Genomic DNA, 16,864 nt, shown 5'->3' on the forward strand with positions numbered 1-16,864 from the left:
ACGCACGCCGGGCACTTTGCCTTCTGCCTTGCGCGCGCTATTATCCCCGCCTCACTGTTAACAAGCTCAGGTTTTAACCATGAATGTCAAAAAAGCCTTTTTCGCCACGCTGTTTTTTATTATGGCGGCCGGCGGCACCAGCGGTCTGATGCTGGTCGGATACTCTCTCATCGTTCACTCACGCTGAACCACCGCTGAAGGCGCTCAAACAGGCGATCGCTGACTATTGCCAGCAGCGCCACCAGCAGTGCCCCCTGAATCACATAGGCTGTATTAAAGCCGCTTAAGCCGATAATTACCGGCGATCCCAGACTTTTCGCGCCGACCGTCGAGGCGATAGCCGCCGTGCCGATGTTGATGATCACCGAGGTACGTATCCCGGCAATGATCACCGGCGCAGCCAGCGCCAGCTCAATCTGCCATAACCGTTGCCAGCTGCTCATGCCGACCCCGATGGCGATCTCCCGGCTGCTGGCGGGCACGCTATCAATGCCCGCCAGGGTACCCTGTAAAATTGGCAGCAACCCATAGAGCAATAGCGCCACCACCGCAGGCCAGGCACCAAACCCCATCACCGGCACCGCAATCGCCAGCACCGCAACCGGCGGAATCGTCTGCCCCGCCGCCACGATAGTTTCCATCAGCGGCCGGAACGCACGGCCCGCCCGCCGCGTCACCAGTACGCCACTGCCGATGCCAGTCACGATCGCCAGCAGGCTGGCGGTGACTACCAGAAACAGATGCGCCAGCGTCAGCTGCCAGAAGCTCTCCTGCTGATAGAGGGGTCGAGCCAGGTCCGGAAACCAGCGGTGAAACAGCGGCCCGCTATACGGCATCAGCGTCAGCAGCGCACCATAGAACAGCACCAGCCACAGCAGCGGATCCTTTAGCCTGCGCATGTTAACGCCTCGCGCAGTTGCAGCAGGTCGCCAAAGTGGAGCACGCCCAGCGGCTGCTGCTGATCGTCGATGACCGGCAGTTTATCGGTGCGACGCGCGATAAACTGCGACAGGGCGTCCCGCAGCGTCAGAGCGGCAGCGATCGGTTCGCCTGCCAGCCATTCGCCACGCCGTACCGCATTCCCGACCTGTTCCAGCGACAGCAGCCGGACGCCCATTTCACTGCGGCCAAAGAAGTCGCGCACAAAATCATTTTTCGGCTGGGTCAGCAGCTCAACCGGCCTGCCCTGCTGAACAATCTCACCGTTATCCATCAGCACGATGCGGTCCGCCAGCGTCAGTGCTTCGTCGATGTCATGAGTCACCAGCACGATGGTGCGGCCCGACAGCCGATGAATACGCAGCATCTCCTGCTGCAGCACGCCGCGCGTCACCGGATCGAGTGCGCCAAATGGCTCATCCATCAGCAAGACTTCCGGGTCCGCCGCCAGTGCCCGCGCCACGCCCACCCGCTGCTGCTGGCCGCCGGAGAGCTGATGCGGATAGCGATTCAGCAGTTGCCCGTCAAGACTGAGCAGTGCCAGTAGCGTCGCAATACGCTCATCGACCTGTGCTCGGGGCCAGCCCAGTAAAACCGGCACCGTGGCGATATTCTTCCGCACCGTCCAGTGCGGAAACAGGCCAATCGACTGAATGGCATACCCCATGCGTCGCCGCAGCGTGCGGGCGTCGAGCTGGCGGATCGACTCACCGGCAAAGCGAATCTCGCCACTATCAAACTCCACCAGCCGGTTGATCATCTTCAGGGTGGTCGATTTGCCGGAGCCGGAGGTGCCGAGCAGTACGCAGAACTCCCCTTTTGCCACCTGCAGTGACAGATCTTTCACCGCGGCTTTGCCGTTAAACGCGCGGGAAACGCCATCAAACTCAATCATCTTTTCTCTCCAGCAGTGAGATAAGCAGACGGAACAGCGCATCGATGACGACCGCCAGCGCAATCACCGGGATAACTCCCAGCAACACTAAATCCAGCGCACTGCTTAACAGCCCCTGGAAAATAATTGCGCCAAAGCCGCCCGCGCCAATCAGCGCCGCCACCACCGCCATGCCCAGCGTCTGTACCACGACCACGCGTAGCCCCGCCAGCCAGACCGGCAGCGCCAGCGGCACATCCACCGCAATAAACTGCTGCCAGCCGCTCATGCCCGTGCCGCGCGCGCTTTCACGCACCTCCTGCGGCACCTGTTGCAAGCCCACCACTACGCTGCGCACCAGCGGCAACAGGGCATAAAGCACCAGGGCGATCAGCGCCGGTGCCATGCCAATGCCGCTGATCCCCCAGTCGCCGAGCCACGGAAACTGCTGGGCCAGACCGGCCAGCGGCGCGATCAGCAGGCCAAACAGCGCCACCGACGGCACCGTCTGAATCACATTCAGCACGCCAAACACGCCACCCTGCCAGCCAGGCCGCCGGAACAGCGTGACGCCCAGCGGCAGCGCAATAATCAGCGCAGGCAGCACGGTGCCCGCCAGCAGGGTCAGATGACGGCTCAGCGCCGCATCAAACACCGCGTGACGATTCGCATACTCTTTCAGCAGGGAGAGATCATTAAGCTGGCCGCTGAACAGCAGCAACAGCGGCAACAGCCAGACCTGCAGATTGAGCAGCAGCTGAGCCAGCCGATGGGAAGTGAGTTGCCGCACCTGATCGGTGATCAGCAGCAGGATAAGCGCACCGCTGCACCACAGGCCGCTGGCAAAGCTGGTGCGCGCCAGACGGCTGCCCTGCTGGCTGAGCAAAGTGGCCTGATGACCGCTGAGCCAGATGACCGCGGCCAGCATCAGTTCGGCGGCCAGCAGCGCCACAATCAGCGTGCTGCGCCCTGCCGAGCGCCACAGCAGCAACCACAGCGTCGCCAGCGGCAGCAACAGCAGCCCGAAACGGCTGATCTGCCAGCCCATCAGCGGTTCGCCCGCCACCAGACGGTTCGGGGCGAAGTTAAGAAACGGCAATGCCACCAGCGCCAGACTCAGCAGCGTCAGCAGCAGTAACGCCACCGGCTGCTGAACCGGACGGCGTATCGCTTCCCGCGATATCTGCATCGGTTACAGCAGCTTTTTCTGCTGCAGCCACTCGGTCGCTACGCTGCTGGCATCCTGACCGTCGACCGCAATTTTGGCGTTAAGCTGTTGCAGGGTCTTCTCATCAAGCGCACTGAACACCGGCTTCAGCCAGTCGGCAATCTGTGGGTAGGCTTTGAGGACCGATTCGCGGATCACCGGCGTCGGCGCATAGATTGGCTGAACGCCTTTAGGATCGCTGAGCGTCTGCAGACCCAATGCCGCCACCGGGCCATCGGTGCCGTAAGCCATCGCCGCATTCACGCCGGAGGTCTGCTGAGCCGCCGCGCTGATGGTGACAGCGGTATCGCCGCCCGCCAGCGACAGCAGCTGATCCTGCTTGAGGTCAAAGCCATACGCTTTTTCGAAGGCCGGTAAGGCATCGCTGCGTTCAATAAATTCGGCTGAGGCCGCCAGTTTGAAGGTGCCGCCTTTTTTCAGAAAGGCGCTGAGATCGACCAGCGAGGTGAGCTGATTTTTCTCCGCCAGATCTTTACGCACGGCGATGGTCCAGGTGTTGTTAGCCGGCGCTGGCGTCAGCCACACCAGATGGTTTTTCTCCGCATCCAGCTTCTTCACCTTTTCGTAGCCTGCGGTGGCATTCTTCCAGGCGCTGTCTTTCTCATCGTTGAAGAAGAATGCGCCGTTGCCGGTGTATTCCAGGTAGATGTCGAGTTCGCCCGCCGTAATGGCACCGCGCACCACCTGGGTCGTGCCGAGCTGGATTTTATTGACGGTTTTTACCCCATGCTTTTCCAGCACCTGAAGAATCACATTGCCCAGCAGCGATCCTTCGGTATCAATTTTAGAGCCGACCCGCACCGGATCCGCCGCGTGTGCCATCCCCATGCTGAGCAGCAACGCGCTGACTCCCATCCAACCCCGAATTCTGACCATGGCCTTTTCCTTATCGCATTTCGCGTTTCGTTATTACGTGATGTGTTCGCGTGGCGTCGTTCAGGCTGCGCTCCTGCCGGGGAGAGGGAGAGTGGCAGAATGGGCAGCGGAAATAATCTGCCTTAAAAGCGTAGCCTGGCGCAGCGGTGATGCAGCTGACTTTATCGCAAATTAATAACGATGTGAGATTAGAAAATTATTATCTATAACCGAAATGAATTTACGTCTGGGCGTCTAAACGGCTATTCTCGAAAATCTGTTTTTATAATAAAAGACGCACAACATCATGTCCGACCTGACCTCTTCCGCCCATGTGGCAACAGCAGGGAGTTCGCCCGGTGGCGAAACGCAGTGGATTCGCAGCGCAGCTGACGTCTCCCGATTAGTGAACAGCGGCGACAGCGCCCGTAACAATGCCCGCATTGTGGTGGCGATAGCGCTGGGAGGCGTGTTCCTCGACGCCTACGACCTGGGCGCGCTGGCGTTTGGCATCAAAGATATCACGCGTGAGTTCAGCCTTACTCCAACCGGCACCGGCATGGTCGCCTCGGCAATCACTTTTGGAGCGATTATCGGCGCGCTGATCGGCGGCTATCTCACCGACAAAATTGGCCGTTATCGGGTCTTTATGGCCGATATGTTCTTTTTCGTGGTGGCGGCTATCGCCTGTGCATTTGCGCCCAATGAGTATGTGCTGGCTGGCGCGCGTTTTGTGATGGGGCTTGGCGTCGGGATCGATCTGCCGGTGGCGATGGCGTTTCTGGCGGAGTTTTCAAAGCTGCGCGGCAAGGGGAATAAAGCGGCCAGCGTGGCGATGTGGTGTCCGACCTGGTACGCGGCGATCAGCATCTCGTATCTGCTGGTGCTGCTGCTCTATGCGGTGCTGCCCGAAAGTCACACTGACTGGCTCTGGCGGCTGATCCTCGGGTTTGGTGCCGTTCCGGCGATTGTCATTATCGCCATCCGCAGCCGTTACATGAGTGAATCCCCGGTGTGGGCGGCCAATCAGGGTGATTTAAAAGGGGCCGCCGCGATTTTACGCAGTGCGTGGAATATCAATGCCCAGGTGGCTCCCGACGCCGGGCTGACCGCTGCCTCGCCGGTGCGCAAGGCGAGCTGGCGTAACTATGGTGCGCTGCTGCAGGGCGTCTATCGCCGTCGAACGCTGCTGGCGACCATTACCTCCATTGCCTCGTCCTTTGCCTATAACGCGGTGGCGTTTGGTCTGCCGGTGATTATCTCCAGCTTTTTTGCTCAGTCGATGCTCACCACCATTCTGGTCTCGCTGGCGCTGAATCTGCTGTTTGCCTTTGTTGGCGGGATTCTGGCAGTGCGGCTGGTGCCGCGCCTGGGGGCGTGGAAGATGTCGGTAGCGGGTTATGGCTGTCAGTGCGTGGCGCTGCTCGGGCTGGCGCTGATTGGTCGCCCGGAAGGCGGTCAGGAAGCCGCGCTGGCGATCGGCATGCTGGCGCTGTTCCTGTTTGGTCAGGGATTCGGGCCGGGTTCGCATACGATGACGTTCGCGTCGCTGAGCTACCCCACTTCGCTGCGCGGCGTGGGTGTCGGCTTCAATCAGACGCTGATGCGCGGCAGTTCGACCGTTTCACTGTTTCTGTTCCCGGTGCTGGTCGCGGCACTGGGCACCGGCGTGTTCTGGGTCATCTTCCTGGCTCCGCTTGCGGGCCTGCTGGCGCTGCTGGCAATCCGCTGGGAACCGTCGGGATATGACGTGGATGCAGAGGATTTTACTGTACGCCATTGACTTACCCCCTTCGAATGATAAGATGACCCATAACCTACGCCATTGACGTATAGCTATGTTATTTATTGAAACTCCAGTTTTCACGGAAGATGTAAAGGAACTACTCAGCGATGATGAATATCGCGAGTTTCAGCAATTCATGGCCGACAATCCCTACTGGGGTGATGTTATCCAGAATACGGGCGGTCTGCGTAAAGTCCGCTGGGCTGCTAAAGGCAAAGGTAAGCGTGGCGGCGTTAGGGTGATTTACTATTACAAAGTCTCTGACTCGCAAATCAGGCTGCTGCTGATTTATAAAAAAGGCGTCCAGGATGATTTATCCGAGGATGAAAAACATCTGTTAAGGGCGTTGAATAAGGGCTGGTAATGGACAAAAAACTGTTTGAGCGTTTGAAAGAAAGCATGACGCAGATGAATGAAATTGTCGAAGGCTCCCGAGAGCCTTCCCGCGAGACTACGGTCACTGCGGTTAAAGTCAAAGCGATCAGAAACGCCACAGGTCTTTCACAAAGCGGGTTCGCTAAGCTGATTTCTGTAAATGTTGACACGCTGAAGAACTGGGAACAGGGACGACGTGAGCCAACTGGCCCGGCGAAAGCATTACTACGGGCCATAGAGCGCGATCCGAAGCACGTCATCCCGGCTTTAGCGGATAAATAGGCAATGAAGAAACCGGTGTGTGCCGGTCTGTAAGCGAAGCAGAAAGGCTTACAGAACACGAATCAACCGCAGGACCCGCAATAAGACCAAATCCTGGCATCGCAGATAAACAATTGACTCATTAAGTCCTGACTTCTCTCACCCACAACTAAACCGCACCTCAGTGCGGTTTTTTTATGCCGTAACAGCCGGGAAAGGAAACTGCTCCAGATAGTCCGGGATACGTGGGAAGGTGTGCAAAAACCACGGGGTGAACTGCTGTGGCTGCTGCTGCATCTGCTCTTCGATCAGCGCCATCGGGCGATAATCCCAGGCATCCGCTTCCTGCGGATTAAGCTGCGGCAGGGTGTCGCAGACGGCAAAGAAGACGTGACCATATTCATGCTCGATCAGGCCATTGCTCAGCTTCAGGTTGTAGCTCAGTTCAAAGACCGGCGTCAGCGTTACGTCCATCCCCATCTCTTCACGCAGACGGCGCTCGGCGGCATCGCGGGTCGATTCATGAGGATAAGGATGACCACAGCAGGTATTACTCCACAAGCCTCCACAGTGATATTTATCGCTGGCACGCCGCTGCAGTAACAGCTCCTGCCGGGAATTGAAGACGTAGACCGTCACCGCGCGGTGCAGCAATCCTTTTTCATGCACTTCCAGCTTTTCCATTTTGCCGGTGGGACGATCGAGGTGGTCAACGAGGATAACTTCAATAGCAGACATGGCGTTTCCTTGAGATTATTCCCAACTATTCTGGCACAGAATGCGCAGTTTGGGCGGATCAGCGAGGATTTTTTAGCCGGGTCGGGTGGAGATAAGCGGATGAAGCAGAGAGGGAATCAGGCCAGCAAGGCTGGCCTGAAGGAGGATTACAGTCGGAAGCTCTGAACAACACGCTCAAGCTGGGTGCTCTGCGATTCCATCGCCTGCGCGGCAGCGGAAACCTGCTCCACCAGCACGGCGTTCTGCTGTGTGGTGCCATCCAGCTGGGTAATCGCGACGTTGACCTGTTCGATACCCATGCTCTGCTCGCGGCTGGCTGACATGATTTCGCTCATCAGGGTCGTTACACTGCTCACGCCCTTCATCAGCTCGTCCATGGTCTGACCCGCCTGCTCAACCAGCGCGCTGCCGGTATCGATGTTCGCCACTGACTCTTCGATTAACTTTTTAATTTCACGCGCCGAGTTAGCTGAACGTTGTGCCAGGTTGCGCACTTCCGATGCCACCACCGCAAAACCGCGACCCTGTTCACCGGCACGTGCGGCTTCTACCGCAGCGTTCAGCGCCAGGATATTGGTCTGGAATGCGATGCTGTCGATCACGCTGATGATATCGACCACTTTACGGGATGAGTGATGAATCTCACCCATAGTGGTGACCACCTGACGAACCACTTCGGTACCACGCGCGGCCACCTGCGAGGCATCGCCCGCCAGCTGGTTAGCGTGAGTTGCGTTGTCGGCGTTCTGACGCACGGTGCCGGTCAGCTGTTCCATCGACGCAGCGGTTTCGACAATCGAGCTGGCCTGATCTTCAGTACGCGAGGAGAGATTGGCGTTGCCGCTGGCAATTTCCCGCGACGCGGCAGTAATCGCCAGCGCGCTATCGCCCACCTGCTGAAGCAGACCCTGCAGATAGCTGATGAACTGGTTAAAGCTCTGCGCGACGGCGTTGAATTCCGGGCTGTTGCTGGCTGGCAGACGCTGCGTCAGATCCGCACCGCCGGTCGACAGCGCTTCAATGTTGCTGTTCAGCACGTTAAGACGTTTCATCATGGCGCGGACAAAGCCCAGCGACACCAGCAGCAGGATGACCGCCAGTGGGATCTGCACCAGACCCAGGCGGGTCAGCATATTGTGCGACTGCGCTTTCAGCAGGCTGGTTGGCAGGCTGCTGGCGAGATACCACGGGCTGCCAGGAATGGCCTGCACGAACAGTGTCTGCTCGCCTTCGCTGCTGTCATAGGTGGTTTCCAGCGGCTGATTACCCACGCCGTTCAGCAGCGTTTTCAGCGGTGCCGCCATCGGAATCTGCACGTCAGCCAGATTCTCCAGCTTCGGCGCGGCATTCACCAGCGCGCCGTTGCCTACCACTTTGCCGTCGGCTTCAACGATCAGCACGTTGCCATGGATGGTTTCACCCATCTGCTTCGCCAGCTGGTTAAAGAATCCCAGCGTCACGTCGATGGTGGCAACACCCCACGCTGAGCCGTTGCGATAGATAGCCATGGCGCAGTTGGTACGCGGCTGCGGGCTGGCAGCATCCTGATAGGCTTTTGCCCAGGCACACTGCCCTTTCGCAGCCGCCAGGCCATCTTTGTACCAGGGCTGCTCCCAGTATTTGTCGGCGGCGTCGGAGTTCCAGTAGGTGTTGACCTGCAGTTCATTGCTCGCGTTACGCGCAAAGAAGCTGCTGTCTTTCTCTTTGGCCGGATCACGACGGTTTGGCAGTGGCCAGATACCGCCACCAAACACGTTGCTGTCCTGATACTGGTTTACCAGCGTCGGTAACAGAGTGTCGATAGTCGCGCTGTCCATCACGGAAGCGGCTTCGGTAATTGCACGCTGCTGTGCCTGCACGCGGTTCATCTGTTCAACGATACCAGAGGCGAGTGAATCGACCTGATAGCGAACCAGACGGCTTTCGCTGTCGACGAGCTGTGGCGCGACGAACTGATTAATGACCCAAACTGTAACGAGTAAAAGCGCAACAAAGAATGCGATCATTGTTGCGGTAAAGCGGGATTGTGTTGTTTTAAACATCTTTGTTCCCCAGAACCAGGTACGGCGCGATTGCCATAACCGGGTTAACGGCTGGCTTTAGGGGAACTTGAGATGGGCGGGATCACATATTTGAGAAATGTATGATTTCTGTAAAAATTTAATTTCACTGCGGGACTATCACGTCCCCGGCAGGTGCCGGGGACGTGCGTACAGGCGCATTATGACTGGTCTACTCTTCTGATTCGACCACCTGCTGGCGCGGACGGAAAACGTGATCGTTGCCATCTGCTGTTAACAATTCTCTTAACTTCTGGCCGCCATGCTCATCCGCCTGCGCGAACTGCCGCTCCGCTTCGGTGACTGGCGTGGTCCAGAGCAGCGTCGGGCGATCGCCATCGCGTTTCGGCAGCGTGAACTGCGCGGGCGCGGGTGCCAGTTCATTCGCCAGCAGAAAGCTTTCAAAGCCGACGGGTGCAACTTCCGACGCCAGCGTATGGCCCTCGCCCAGCCAGGTCAGCCGCGCCCACGGCAGATGCACGAACTCTGCCAGTGCGCTGGCCATCTGCACCGCGTTGCTTTCGGTCATGACCTCACCGTCAACCGCCATGCCCAGTTCGATACGGCGATACTGCGGTGCCAGCTCATCAAACAGATAATCGACCTGCGGCATAGGCCGGATACTCATGCCAAGCGTCAGGAAGTACCAGACGCCCTGATGCCAGTGCTGCGAGATCGCCATCGGCGGCCAGCTACCCTGATCAATCGCATAATATTTCACCGACTCGCCAAAGCGTGCCTGATAGCAGGCCATCAGATCCTGCTGCACCTTGTCCCACTCGCTGCCGTCGTGCCATTCGCGCCAGAACTGTCGCTGATGTTCCGCACGCGCATAGTAGTCATTGGTCGATGCCGATCCCAGCGGGGCTGTCAGCCGGTTCTTTTTGATGCAGCCCGCCGAGAAGCTTACCTGCTTCTCCTGATAGAGGCTCCAGCCGGGAATGACCGCCAGCAACTGGCCGTAATACCACAGCGCCGCGCCATCATCGCTCGGCTCCCACAGGACCTGCAGACCGGCCGGGTCCAGCGCGGGCTCCGCTTCCAGATTACGGCAATACTCTGCGCTGAGCAGCGGCGCTATGCCCTGCTCCATCGCCTCGCGATCTTCCTGTGCTGGCGCAGGCAGCAGGTTGCGAAGCCAGCAGCCGCGCACCGCATACTGACTGCGGAACAGATCGGTGGGCCAGATGTAAAAATATGCGGTGCGCTCATCCTGCTCGACAATGGCGGTCAGTGTGCGCTGCTGATTGTGGACTTCAGCAATCAGGGATTTGTACGTCATAGTGCCTCGACAAAGCCTGGAGGAATCCATTTTCCCCGAGAATAGAGCAGGATCCTGGCTGCCGCACTCTGAGACAAGGGTAATAGTCTCAAAGTGTGGGGGGTGCATACAGGGGGTAAAGGTTGTAAGAGGCGGTAAGCTCGATTTTAACGTCATGAGAGATAGCGGCCCCGAGATTATCTGAGCAAAAACAGACCCTGCAGGTTTCTGTCCTCTTCTCACTAAAGATAAAAAAGGCTCATCCGCACGCACACAGGCTCCCTGCATCATTGTTTCCGACATTAAACATTTGCCCTTTCGGCGGCGCTATTAACCTGATGGCGGAAGACGCGTTGGGGTTTCATCACTCACTATATAGTCATTCTGAGCGCCATCCTCTTACCTTTTATCTTTGCTTTTCAGGCAATAAGAAAATATTCCGTTAAAAATCGGTGTCACTCGCGATACATGACCGTTTTTTATGATATCCGGCAGGATTTACCTTGCTTCATCAGCACTGCCACTCTGAATGAAAGCTAAATGATCTGACTGCAAAAAAAGTAAAACTTGACACCAGTACGCCCGGATGTAAATTAGGGCGACTGCTCTAATTTATCTTTTTTACTTTCAGACTATTTTCACTGTCTGTTTATTTTTCATATCTACAATTAAGGGATGCGTAATGAAGTCTGATAAATTCCGTTGCAGAAGCTACCTGAGCGCCTTTGTCTTTACCTCAGCATTAACGGCATTCCCGGCAGCGTATTCGCCAGCAACCTATGCTGCCGAAACAAAACCTGTCAACATCGCGGTTTACAGAGGAGAAGCGGGTTGCGAAGGCTGTTCGGAGATGGTTGTTAAATCGCTTAAAAAAACAGGATTAAACCTTTCTGTCAGTTACATTGGCGAAAATGAAAAACTAAAAATAAGCAGCGACAACCTGAAAAAATTCGATATTTATATTCAGCCAGGTGGCGGACAGGATATTCCTGCGGCTTATGATGCTATAGGCGATGACGGGGCTGAAGCCATCCGGAATTTTGTTCGCTCTGGAAAAGGGTTTCTTGGCCTCTGTATGGGCGCTTATCTTGCTGACAAAGACTGGATAGGTCTGATTGACGCACCTCTTGATACAGAAGCAGGAAGACCGGGCGCAGAAGCCACTGATGAGGGCGATTACACGCTAACAATACTGTGGGGAGGAAAGAAAGAATCAGCTTATTATCAGGATGGTCCTTATCTGAATAACAGTTCCGCCAGTAAAGGATTTACCCCTATCTCCTGGTATAGCAATGGCGATGTTGCCATGGCGGCCTATACCTATGGAAAAGGTAAAGTGGTACTCACCGGACCCCATCCTGAAGCAGACGAAAGCTGGATCGATGCCAGCCAGCCAGGATATATACCCGCTGAGCGCAAAATGATAAAACTACTAAAATATCTGGACGTCAGTCATCTCTGAACGCTGACAAAGCATAAACGCACGAGCTCGTCTTTATCTCAACACCTGAAGAGAAAAATCAAAAATCTCTTTAAGAAAGAGAGCTCGTTTTTCTTCAGAATAATCAAGAATGATCATACTTGAATAACCATCAAGCACAGCCGCAATTTGTCGGGCTGAAACCTGGCTATTTGCAGAGGTAAATTCCCCCGCCTCGATACCACGCGTTATGATATCTTCAACGATTTCATTCCACTGCAACAGGTTGGCGTGAATAAGGTCAGCATAGCGCTGATCTCTCGCTGAAAGAGGCCATATTTCAAGATATAAAATCCAGTGTGAAGAGGGCGCATCTGGCAGAAGGTAATCTAAAAAGTACAATAACTCTTCTGAGACTTTCCCTGTGTCACTCTCTTTTTTCTTCAGAAAATAATCATTAACATCATCATCCAGCAACTTTTTTATGGCGTCGAGCTTAAGCTCTTCCCAGTTGCTGTAGTAATGATACATATGGCTTCTGGAAATATTAAGCCGGGCATTCAGATCCCGCGTTGAAACATTGTTCAGACCCTTCTCTTTGAAAAGGTTTAATGCAGCTTTCTTTATAAGATCTTTGAATGAATCGACTTTCATTTTCAATAACGACTTTATTAACTTTGCATCACCTCACAATACCATTTTAACTAACTCAACGCTAACGGCTGTAAAGGTAAGCTGCGTCTTATATCCGCCTCAACATAATACGCGGCTCCTGCTGCATCATTCAGCACCTATTGCGCTGCTGATTGTGGACTTCAGCAGTCAGGGATTTGTACGCCATAGTGCCTCGACAAAGCCTGGAGTAATCCATTTTCCCCGCGATTAAAGCAGAATCCTGGCTGCCATACTTTGAGACAAGGGTAATAGTCTCAAAGTGTGGGGGTTGGTGGGGTGCTGGGTGCTGAGCTTTGTAAGTGTGACCATTGTTGGCCTTAAAGGCCGATATCAGCGAACAGCGGACGAGCGCAGGTTTTCAATAATTGATACCGGCTTGTGACGCAATCGCGTATTTTTCTACGGGGGTTAGTTAACGTGCATAGCTCTCACAGTGGATAATCATAAATATATCACTCAGGCCAGGCTTAACTATATGTTTTGATGAGTAAATTACTTCCGCACTTATCGTGAAGTACTAAAGTACAGATTTCAGATAGTTTGGTGTTCCTTTTTTGAAACTCAGCAGATAATTTCATGATAAAAAGAGCGGATCACGTCGGTTTTTCAGTTAAAAACATTGAGGAGTCATTACTCTTCTGGACTCATATTCTTGGAGGGGAGTTATTACGCGAAGGGAAAATGTCTGGGCCTGTCATTGATGAAGTCACAGGCGCAAGGGGGGCTGATGTACGAATGGCGTTACTTGAACTGGCTGGTATCAAAATTGAATTACTGCAATACGATAACATTAAACAGCCAGAAGAACCTTCAGCACCTTACATCCCTGGCTATGCTCACCTTGCGTTTATAGTTGAAGACCTTGATACGCTCCTGAGCAAAGTATCGGAGTATGGCTGGAAGACACCAGGTAAACCTCAGACAGTCTTATCAGGCCCCATGCAGGGAACCAGAGTAATATATTTACAAAGCCCCGATGGACAGACGCTGGAGTTGATGGAGCGCGGTCAATAAAATCCACATGGCCTGACCCGTTATCTTCTTATTAAAACAACGATGTTTGCAAGGTCCGCTCCTGGCACAAAGCGGACATTCATAGCCCATTCACCCCAGCCTCCCCATCCTCACCATTGCCCTATACCACGCTCCGCGCTGAATCGACCATCTCAATCCCACCGCAATCGCATTGATCTTCTGGTCAATGATCGCCTGCTCAAAGCGGCCGATCTCACGACCGGACATCGCCTGCGCCCACGCGGGCATCAGCCCGAATCCGGACTTCAGCATGATTTTCATCACCGGTTTCGCCTGCCAGCTGGGTGCAGGGGCATTCATCAGCAATCGCGTCACTTCGGCAGTACGCTGATCAAAACGCAGCTCTGAACGCATCTGTTGCAGGTAATCTGCCACATCGACGACGCTTTTCGGCACCTTCTCTGCGCCCAGCGCTTCGGCAATCTGCGCCGCTTCCTGATAGTACTGATCCTGTTCGGCGCGGGTAAGCTGCGGATTTTTGTAGCGCAGATGAGCGGCCAGAAAACGGCTGGTTTCCGCCACATGCACCCAGGTCAGCAGATGCGGATCGCTGGCGGCATAAGGTTTGCCCTCGCTATCAACGCCGCTGACTTTCAGGTGGATGCGTTTCACCCGCTCGATCAGCGTCTGTGCATCCTGCGAATTACCGTAGGTGGTCACGGCGATAAACTGACTGGTGCGCCGCAGACGGCCCATCATATCTTCGCGGAAATTGGAGTGATCCCACACACCCGCCAGCGCCGCCGGATGCAGCATCTGCAACAGCAGCGCGCTGATCCCGCCGCACATCATGGAGGTGAAATCACCGTGAACGCGCCAGATCACGCTGTCCGGGCCAAACAGGCCGGGATCGCCAGGCGGTTGAGAAAGGTCAAATTCATTCATCGACAGGCCGTTAAGGCGGAATACCTGCTGCTGAATGCGGTCACGCAGATTAATCATGGCGGCTCTGATAGTGGATATGATGCGGCGCGCGGTAGCAGGACGCTAACGACGCGCCGCATCACCTTCCCCTGCATTCAGGGGAAAGGCTGACGGTTATTGATAGTTGAACTGCGCATCCTGAGTACGAACGGAATCGAGTCCAATCATCACGTTGAATTTGCCGGGCTCTGCAACGTGCTGCATCTGCTGGTTCCAGAACTTCAGCGCATCGACGTCGATCTTAAACGTCACATTTTGCGACTCGCCCGCTTTCAGCATGATGCGCTTGAAGCCACGCAGCTCCTGCACCGGACGGCTGATGGAAGCGACCGGGTCGTTGAGGTACATCTGCACCACCGTCGCACCATCGCGCTTACCGCTGTTGGTCACGGTCACAGTGGCTTCAACGCTGCCGTTACGCGGCATAGTCGGCGACGACATTTTGACCGGCGACACGGTGAAGCTGGTGTAGCTCAGGCCGTAACCAAATGGATAGAGCGGCCCGTTAGCGGCATCGTAATAGTGCGAGGTGTACTTGTTAGGCTTAGCAAAGTTGTAAGGACGGCCGGTTGGCAGATGGTTGTAGTAGATTGGAATCTGACCGACTGAACGCGGGAAGGAAACCGGCAGTTTGCCCGACGGGTTGTAGTCGCCGAACAGCACATCGGCGATGGCGTTGCCACCTTCGGTGCCGCTGAACCAGGTCTCCAGCATCGCATCGGCCATCCGATCTTCATTCACCACCGACAGCGGGCGTCCGTTCATCAGCACGATCACCAGCGGCTTACCGGTGGCTTTCAGTGCCGCTAAAAGCTTCTGCTGGCTCGGCGGGATAACCAGGTCACTGCGGCTGGAGGCTTCATGCGCCATGCCCTGCGCTTCGCCCACGGCGGCAACGACCACATCGGCCTGCTTCGCTTTGGCGACCGCATCATCAATCATCTGCTGCGGTGAACGTGTATCAACAGAAACCGCCTGCTCATAGAGGTTCAGGAAGTCCTGAATGCCTTTGTTGTCGGTGACGTTGGCGCCTTTCTCATACAGCAGCGTCGCTTTGCCTTCGGTGGCATTGCGCATGCCCTGCAGCAGCGAAACGGATTGCTTCGCCACGCCCGCCGCCGACCAGCTGCCCATAATGTCGCGCTGACTGTCTGCCAGCGGTCCAATCAGAGCAATGGTGCCCGATTTTTTCAGCGGCAGTGTTTCCAGGCGGTTTTTCAGCAACACCATACTCTTGCGCGCAACGTCGCGCGCTTCGGCCCGGTGCAGACGGCTTTCCGCATTGGTGTCCTGCGGGTCGCTCTCTTTCGGCCCTAAATGGCTGTAGGGATCGTTAAACAGACCCATGTCATATTTGACGTTAAGCACATGGCGCGCCGCATCGTCAATCTCAGCCATGGTGACGTCGCCGCTCTTCACCAGGGCCGGCAGATACTTGCTGTAATACTCGTCGCTCATGCTCATATCGACGCCCGACTTCAGGGCGATACGAACCGCTTCCTGCGGATCGCTGGCAACGCCATGTTTGATCAGCTCTTTAATTGCGCCGTGATCGCTGATGGTGATGCCTTTGAATTTCCACTTATCGCGCAGCAGATCTTTCAGCAGCCAGCTGTCCGCAGTCGCAGGCACGCCATTGATCGAGTTGAGCGCGACCATCACGCCGCCGCTGCCTGCATCCAGTGAGGCTTTATAAGGCGGCAGATAGTCCTGGAACATGCGCTGCGGGCTCATGTCCACGGTGTTGTAATCGCGTCCACCTTCCACGGCGCCATAGAGTGCGAAGTGCTTCACGCTGGTCATCACGCTGTAGCGATCGGCGGCGCTTTTGCCCTGCATCGACTGCACCATGCTGCGACCCATTTCGCTGGTGAGATACGTATCCTCACCGAAACCTTCGGAGCCACGGCCCCAGCGGGGTTCACGGCTGACATCCACCATCGGCGCCCAGGTCATATTCAGGCCATCGTCCGCCGCTTCATAGGCAGAGACGCGCCCCACCTCTTTTACCGCATCCAGATCCCAGCTTGATGCCAGGGCTAAAGGAATCGGGAAAATGGTGCGCTGACCATGAATCACGTCGTAGGCGAAAAAGAGGGGGATTTTCAGGCGGCTGAGCTGCATGGCCTGATCCTGCATCGCGCGGATATCCTGACGGGTCACGGTATTAAAGATCGCGCCAACCTGACTCTTCTGAATCATGTCGCGAATCACTTCTTTCGGATTATCAGGTCCGACGCTGATTAAACGCAGCTGGCCGATTTTCTCGTCCAGCGTCATTTTTTTAAGCAGTTGGTTAACGAAGGCATCCCGCGCCTGTTCGGTCATCGGGTGGTTACCTTGCAATGTCTCAGCTAATGCGGGTTGCATCGCGAGGGAGACAGCGAGACTAACAGAGTAAATCCATTTCATCAGGTTGGGTTCTCTTAAGTA

16 protein-coding genes are annotated in these 16,864 nt (G+C 55.6%); 6 read left to right on the forward strand and 10 right to left on the reverse strand.

Annotated elements, in window-relative coordinates:
• The first annotated feature begins 79 nt into the window (after window positions 1-79).
• Window positions 80-187, forward strand: a complete 108-nt coding sequence (locus tag PU624_RS16755; RefSeq protein WP_242634131.1) for a YohO family small membrane protein — start codon at window positions 80-82, stop codon at window positions 185-187.
• Here PU624_RS16755 and PU624_RS16760 read toward each other — a convergent pair.
• The 4 genes from PU624_RS16760 to osmF are packed head-to-tail and all read right to left on the reverse strand — an operon-like array spanning window position 168 to window position 3,917.
• Window positions 168-899 carry an ABC transporter permease gene (locus tag PU624_RS16760; RefSeq protein ID WP_283545886.1) on the reverse strand — a complete coding sequence of 244 codons (732 nt, stop codon included), beginning with the start codon at window positions 897-899 and terminating at the stop codon, window positions 168-170. The genes PU624_RS16755 and PU624_RS16760 overlap by 20 nt on opposite strands.
• The gene (locus tag PU624_RS16765; protein ID WP_283545887.1) at window positions 887-1,834 is read right to left on the reverse strand and encodes an ABC transporter ATP-binding protein; all 948 of its coding nucleotides are present in this window, start codon (window positions 1,832-1,834) and stop codon (window positions 887-889) included. The genes PU624_RS16760 and PU624_RS16765 overlap by 13 nt, the downstream gene beginning before the upstream one ends.
• On the reverse strand, window positions 1,827-3,002 hold the full coding sequence (locus PU624_RS16770; protein ID WP_283545888.1) for an ABC transporter permease: 1,176 nt from the start codon (window positions 3,000-3,002) through the stop codon (window positions 1,827-1,829). The genes PU624_RS16765 and PU624_RS16770 overlap by 8 nt, the downstream gene beginning before the upstream one ends.
• A gap of 3 nt (window positions 3,003-3,005) precedes the next feature.
• Window positions 3,006-3,917 (reverse strand): glycine betaine ABC transporter substrate-binding protein OsmF, encoded by a 912-nt coding sequence (osmF, locus tag PU624_RS16775; protein WP_283545889.1) that lies wholly within the window; start codon window positions 3,915-3,917, stop codon window positions 3,006-3,008.
• 286 nt (window positions 3,918-4,203) lie between these two features.
• Between osmF and PU624_RS16780 the strand changes: the two genes are divergently transcribed.
• From PU624_RS16780 to nadS, 3 genes are read left to right on the forward strand one after another with little or no spacing between them, the layout of a single operon-like run.
• Entirely contained in the window at window positions 4,204-5,679 is a 1,476-nt protein-coding gene (locus tag PU624_RS16780; protein WP_283545890.1) for an MFS transporter, read from the forward strand.
• Between the two features lie 55 nt (window positions 5,680-5,734).
• Window positions 5,735-6,046: a type II toxin-antitoxin system RelE/ParE family toxin gene (locus PU624_RS16785; RefSeq protein WP_283545891.1), complete on the forward strand. Its 312-nt coding sequence runs from the start codon at window positions 5,735-5,737 to the stop codon at window positions 6,044-6,046.
• Complete coding sequence (nadS, locus tag PU624_RS16790; RefSeq protein ID WP_150012147.1) at window positions 6,046-6,339, forward strand: NadS family protein; 294 nt, start codon at window positions 6,046-6,048, stop codon at window positions 6,337-6,339. The genes PU624_RS16785 and nadS overlap by 1 nt, the downstream gene beginning before the upstream one ends.
• Before the next feature lie 174 nt (window positions 6,340-6,513).
• On the opposite strand, the gene idi is transcribed toward nadS, so the two are convergent.
• From idi to PU624_RS16805, 3 genes are all read right to left on the reverse strand, one after another.
• Window positions 6,514-7,056, reverse strand: coding sequence for an isopentenyl-diphosphate Delta-isomerase (idi, locus tag PU624_RS16795; protein ID WP_283545892.1), 543 nt, complete (start codon window positions 7,054-7,056; stop codon window positions 6,514-6,516).
• A 146-nt stretch (window positions 7,057-7,202) separates the two neighbouring features.
• Window positions 7,203-9,098: a methyl-accepting chemotaxis protein gene (locus PU624_RS16800; protein ID WP_283545893.1), complete on the reverse strand. Its 1,896-nt coding sequence runs from the start codon at window positions 9,096-9,098 to the stop codon at window positions 7,203-7,205.
• Between the two features lie 190 nt (window positions 9,099-9,288).
• Complete coding sequence (locus PU624_RS16805) at window positions 9,289-10,398, reverse strand: suppressor of fused domain protein (protein ID WP_283545894.1); 1,110 nt, start codon at window positions 10,396-10,398, stop codon at window positions 9,289-9,291.
• Window positions 10,399-11,059: 661 nt separating this feature from the next.
• On the opposite strand from PU624_RS16805, the gene PU624_RS16810 reads away from it, so the two are divergent.
• A complete protein-coding gene (locus PU624_RS16810; protein WP_283545895.1) occupies window positions 11,060-11,839 on the forward strand; it encodes a BPL-N domain-containing protein in 780 nt (259 codons plus the stop codon).
• A 33-nt stretch (window positions 11,840-11,872) separates the two neighbouring features.
• On the opposite strand, the gene PU624_RS16815 is transcribed toward PU624_RS16810, so the two are convergent.
• Window positions 11,873-12,451, reverse strand: coding sequence for a TetR/AcrR family transcriptional regulator (locus PU624_RS16815; RefSeq protein WP_283545896.1), 579 nt, complete (start codon window positions 12,449-12,451; stop codon window positions 11,873-11,875).
• A 597-nt stretch (window positions 12,452-13,048) separates the two neighbouring features.
• Here PU624_RS16815 and PU624_RS16820 point away from each other — a divergent pair.
• A complete protein-coding gene (locus tag PU624_RS16820) occupies window positions 13,049-13,486 on the forward strand; it encodes a VOC family protein (RefSeq protein ID WP_283545897.1) in 438 nt (145 codons plus the stop codon).
• A gap of 90 nt (window positions 13,487-13,576) precedes the next feature.
• Here the strand turns inward: PU624_RS16820 and PU624_RS16825 are convergent, their stop codons facing one another.
• Together PU624_RS16825 and bglX are read right to left on the reverse strand one after the other, a co-directional pair.
• Window positions 13,577-14,449: an oxygenase MpaB family protein gene (locus tag PU624_RS16825; RefSeq protein ID WP_283545898.1), complete on the reverse strand. Its 873-nt coding sequence runs from the start codon at window positions 14,447-14,449 to the stop codon at window positions 13,577-13,579.
• A 96-nt stretch (window positions 14,450-14,545) separates the two neighbouring features.
• Window positions 14,546-16,843, reverse strand: coding sequence for a beta-glucosidase BglX (gene bglX / locus PU624_RS16830; protein ID WP_283545899.1), 2,298 nt, complete (start codon window positions 16,841-16,843; stop codon window positions 14,546-14,548).
• Window positions 16,844-16,864 lie beyond the last annotated feature (21 nt).

Source organism: Pantoea sp. Lij88 (genome assembly GCF_030062155.1).
GTDB lineage: Bacteria > Pseudomonadota > Gammaproteobacteria > Enterobacterales > Enterobacteriaceae > Pantoea.

Coding starts and splice junctions, on each gene's coding strand:
- PU624_RS16755 (WP_242634131.1), top strand. CDS start 80: ATGAATGTCAAAAAAGCCTTTTTCGCCACGCTGTTTTTTATTATGGCG.
- PU624_RS16815 (WP_283545896.1), bottom strand. CDS start 12,451: ATGAAAGTCGATTCATTCAAAGATCTTATAAAGAAAGCTGCATTAAAC.
- PU624_RS16805 (WP_283545894.1), bottom strand. CDS start 10,398: ATGACGTACAAATCCCTGATTGCTGAAGTCCACAATCAGCAGCGCACA.
- PU624_RS16825 (WP_283545898.1), bottom strand. CDS start 14,449: ATGATTAATCTGCGTGACCGCATTCAGCAGCAGGTATTCCGCCTTAAC.
- idi (WP_283545892.1), bottom strand. CDS start 7,056: ATGTCTGCTATTGAAGTTATCCTCGTTGACCACCTCGATCGTCCCACC.
- PU624_RS16820 (WP_283545897.1), top strand. CDS start 13,049: ATGATAAAAAGAGCGGATCACGTCGGTTTTTCAGTTAAAAACATTGAG.
- PU624_RS16760 (WP_283545886.1), bottom strand. CDS start 899: ATGCGCAGGCTAAAGGATCCGCTGCTGTGGCTGGTGCTGTTCTATGGT.
- nadS (WP_150012147.1), top strand. CDS start 6,046: ATGGACAAAAAACTGTTTGAGCGTTTGAAAGAAAGCATGACGCAGATG.
- PU624_RS16800 (WP_283545893.1), bottom strand. CDS start 9,098: ATGTTTAAAACAACACAATCCCGCTTTACCGCAACAATGATCGCATTC.
- PU624_RS16785 (WP_283545891.1), top strand. CDS start 5,735: ATGTTATTTATTGAAACTCCAGTTTTCACGGAAGATGTAAAGGAACTA.
- bglX (WP_283545899.1), bottom strand. CDS start 16,843: ATGAAATGGATTTACTCTGTTAGTCTCGCTGTCTCCCTCGCGATGCAA.
- PU624_RS16810 (WP_283545895.1), top strand. CDS start 11,060: ATGAAGTCTGATAAATTCCGTTGCAGAAGCTACCTGAGCGCCTTTGTC.
- osmF (WP_283545889.1), bottom strand. CDS start 3,917: ATGGTCAGAATTCGGGGTTGGATGGGAGTCAGCGCGTTGCTGCTCAGC.
- PU624_RS16770 (WP_283545888.1), bottom strand. CDS start 3,002: ATGCAGATATCGCGGGAAGCGATACGCCGTCCGGTTCAGCAGCCGGTG.
- PU624_RS16765 (WP_283545887.1), bottom strand. CDS start 1,834: ATGATTGAGTTTGATGGCGTTTCCCGCGCGTTTAACGGCAAAGCCGCG.
- PU624_RS16780 (WP_283545890.1), top strand. CDS start 4,204: ATGTCCGACCTGACCTCTTCCGCCCATGTGGCAACAGCAGGGAGTTCG.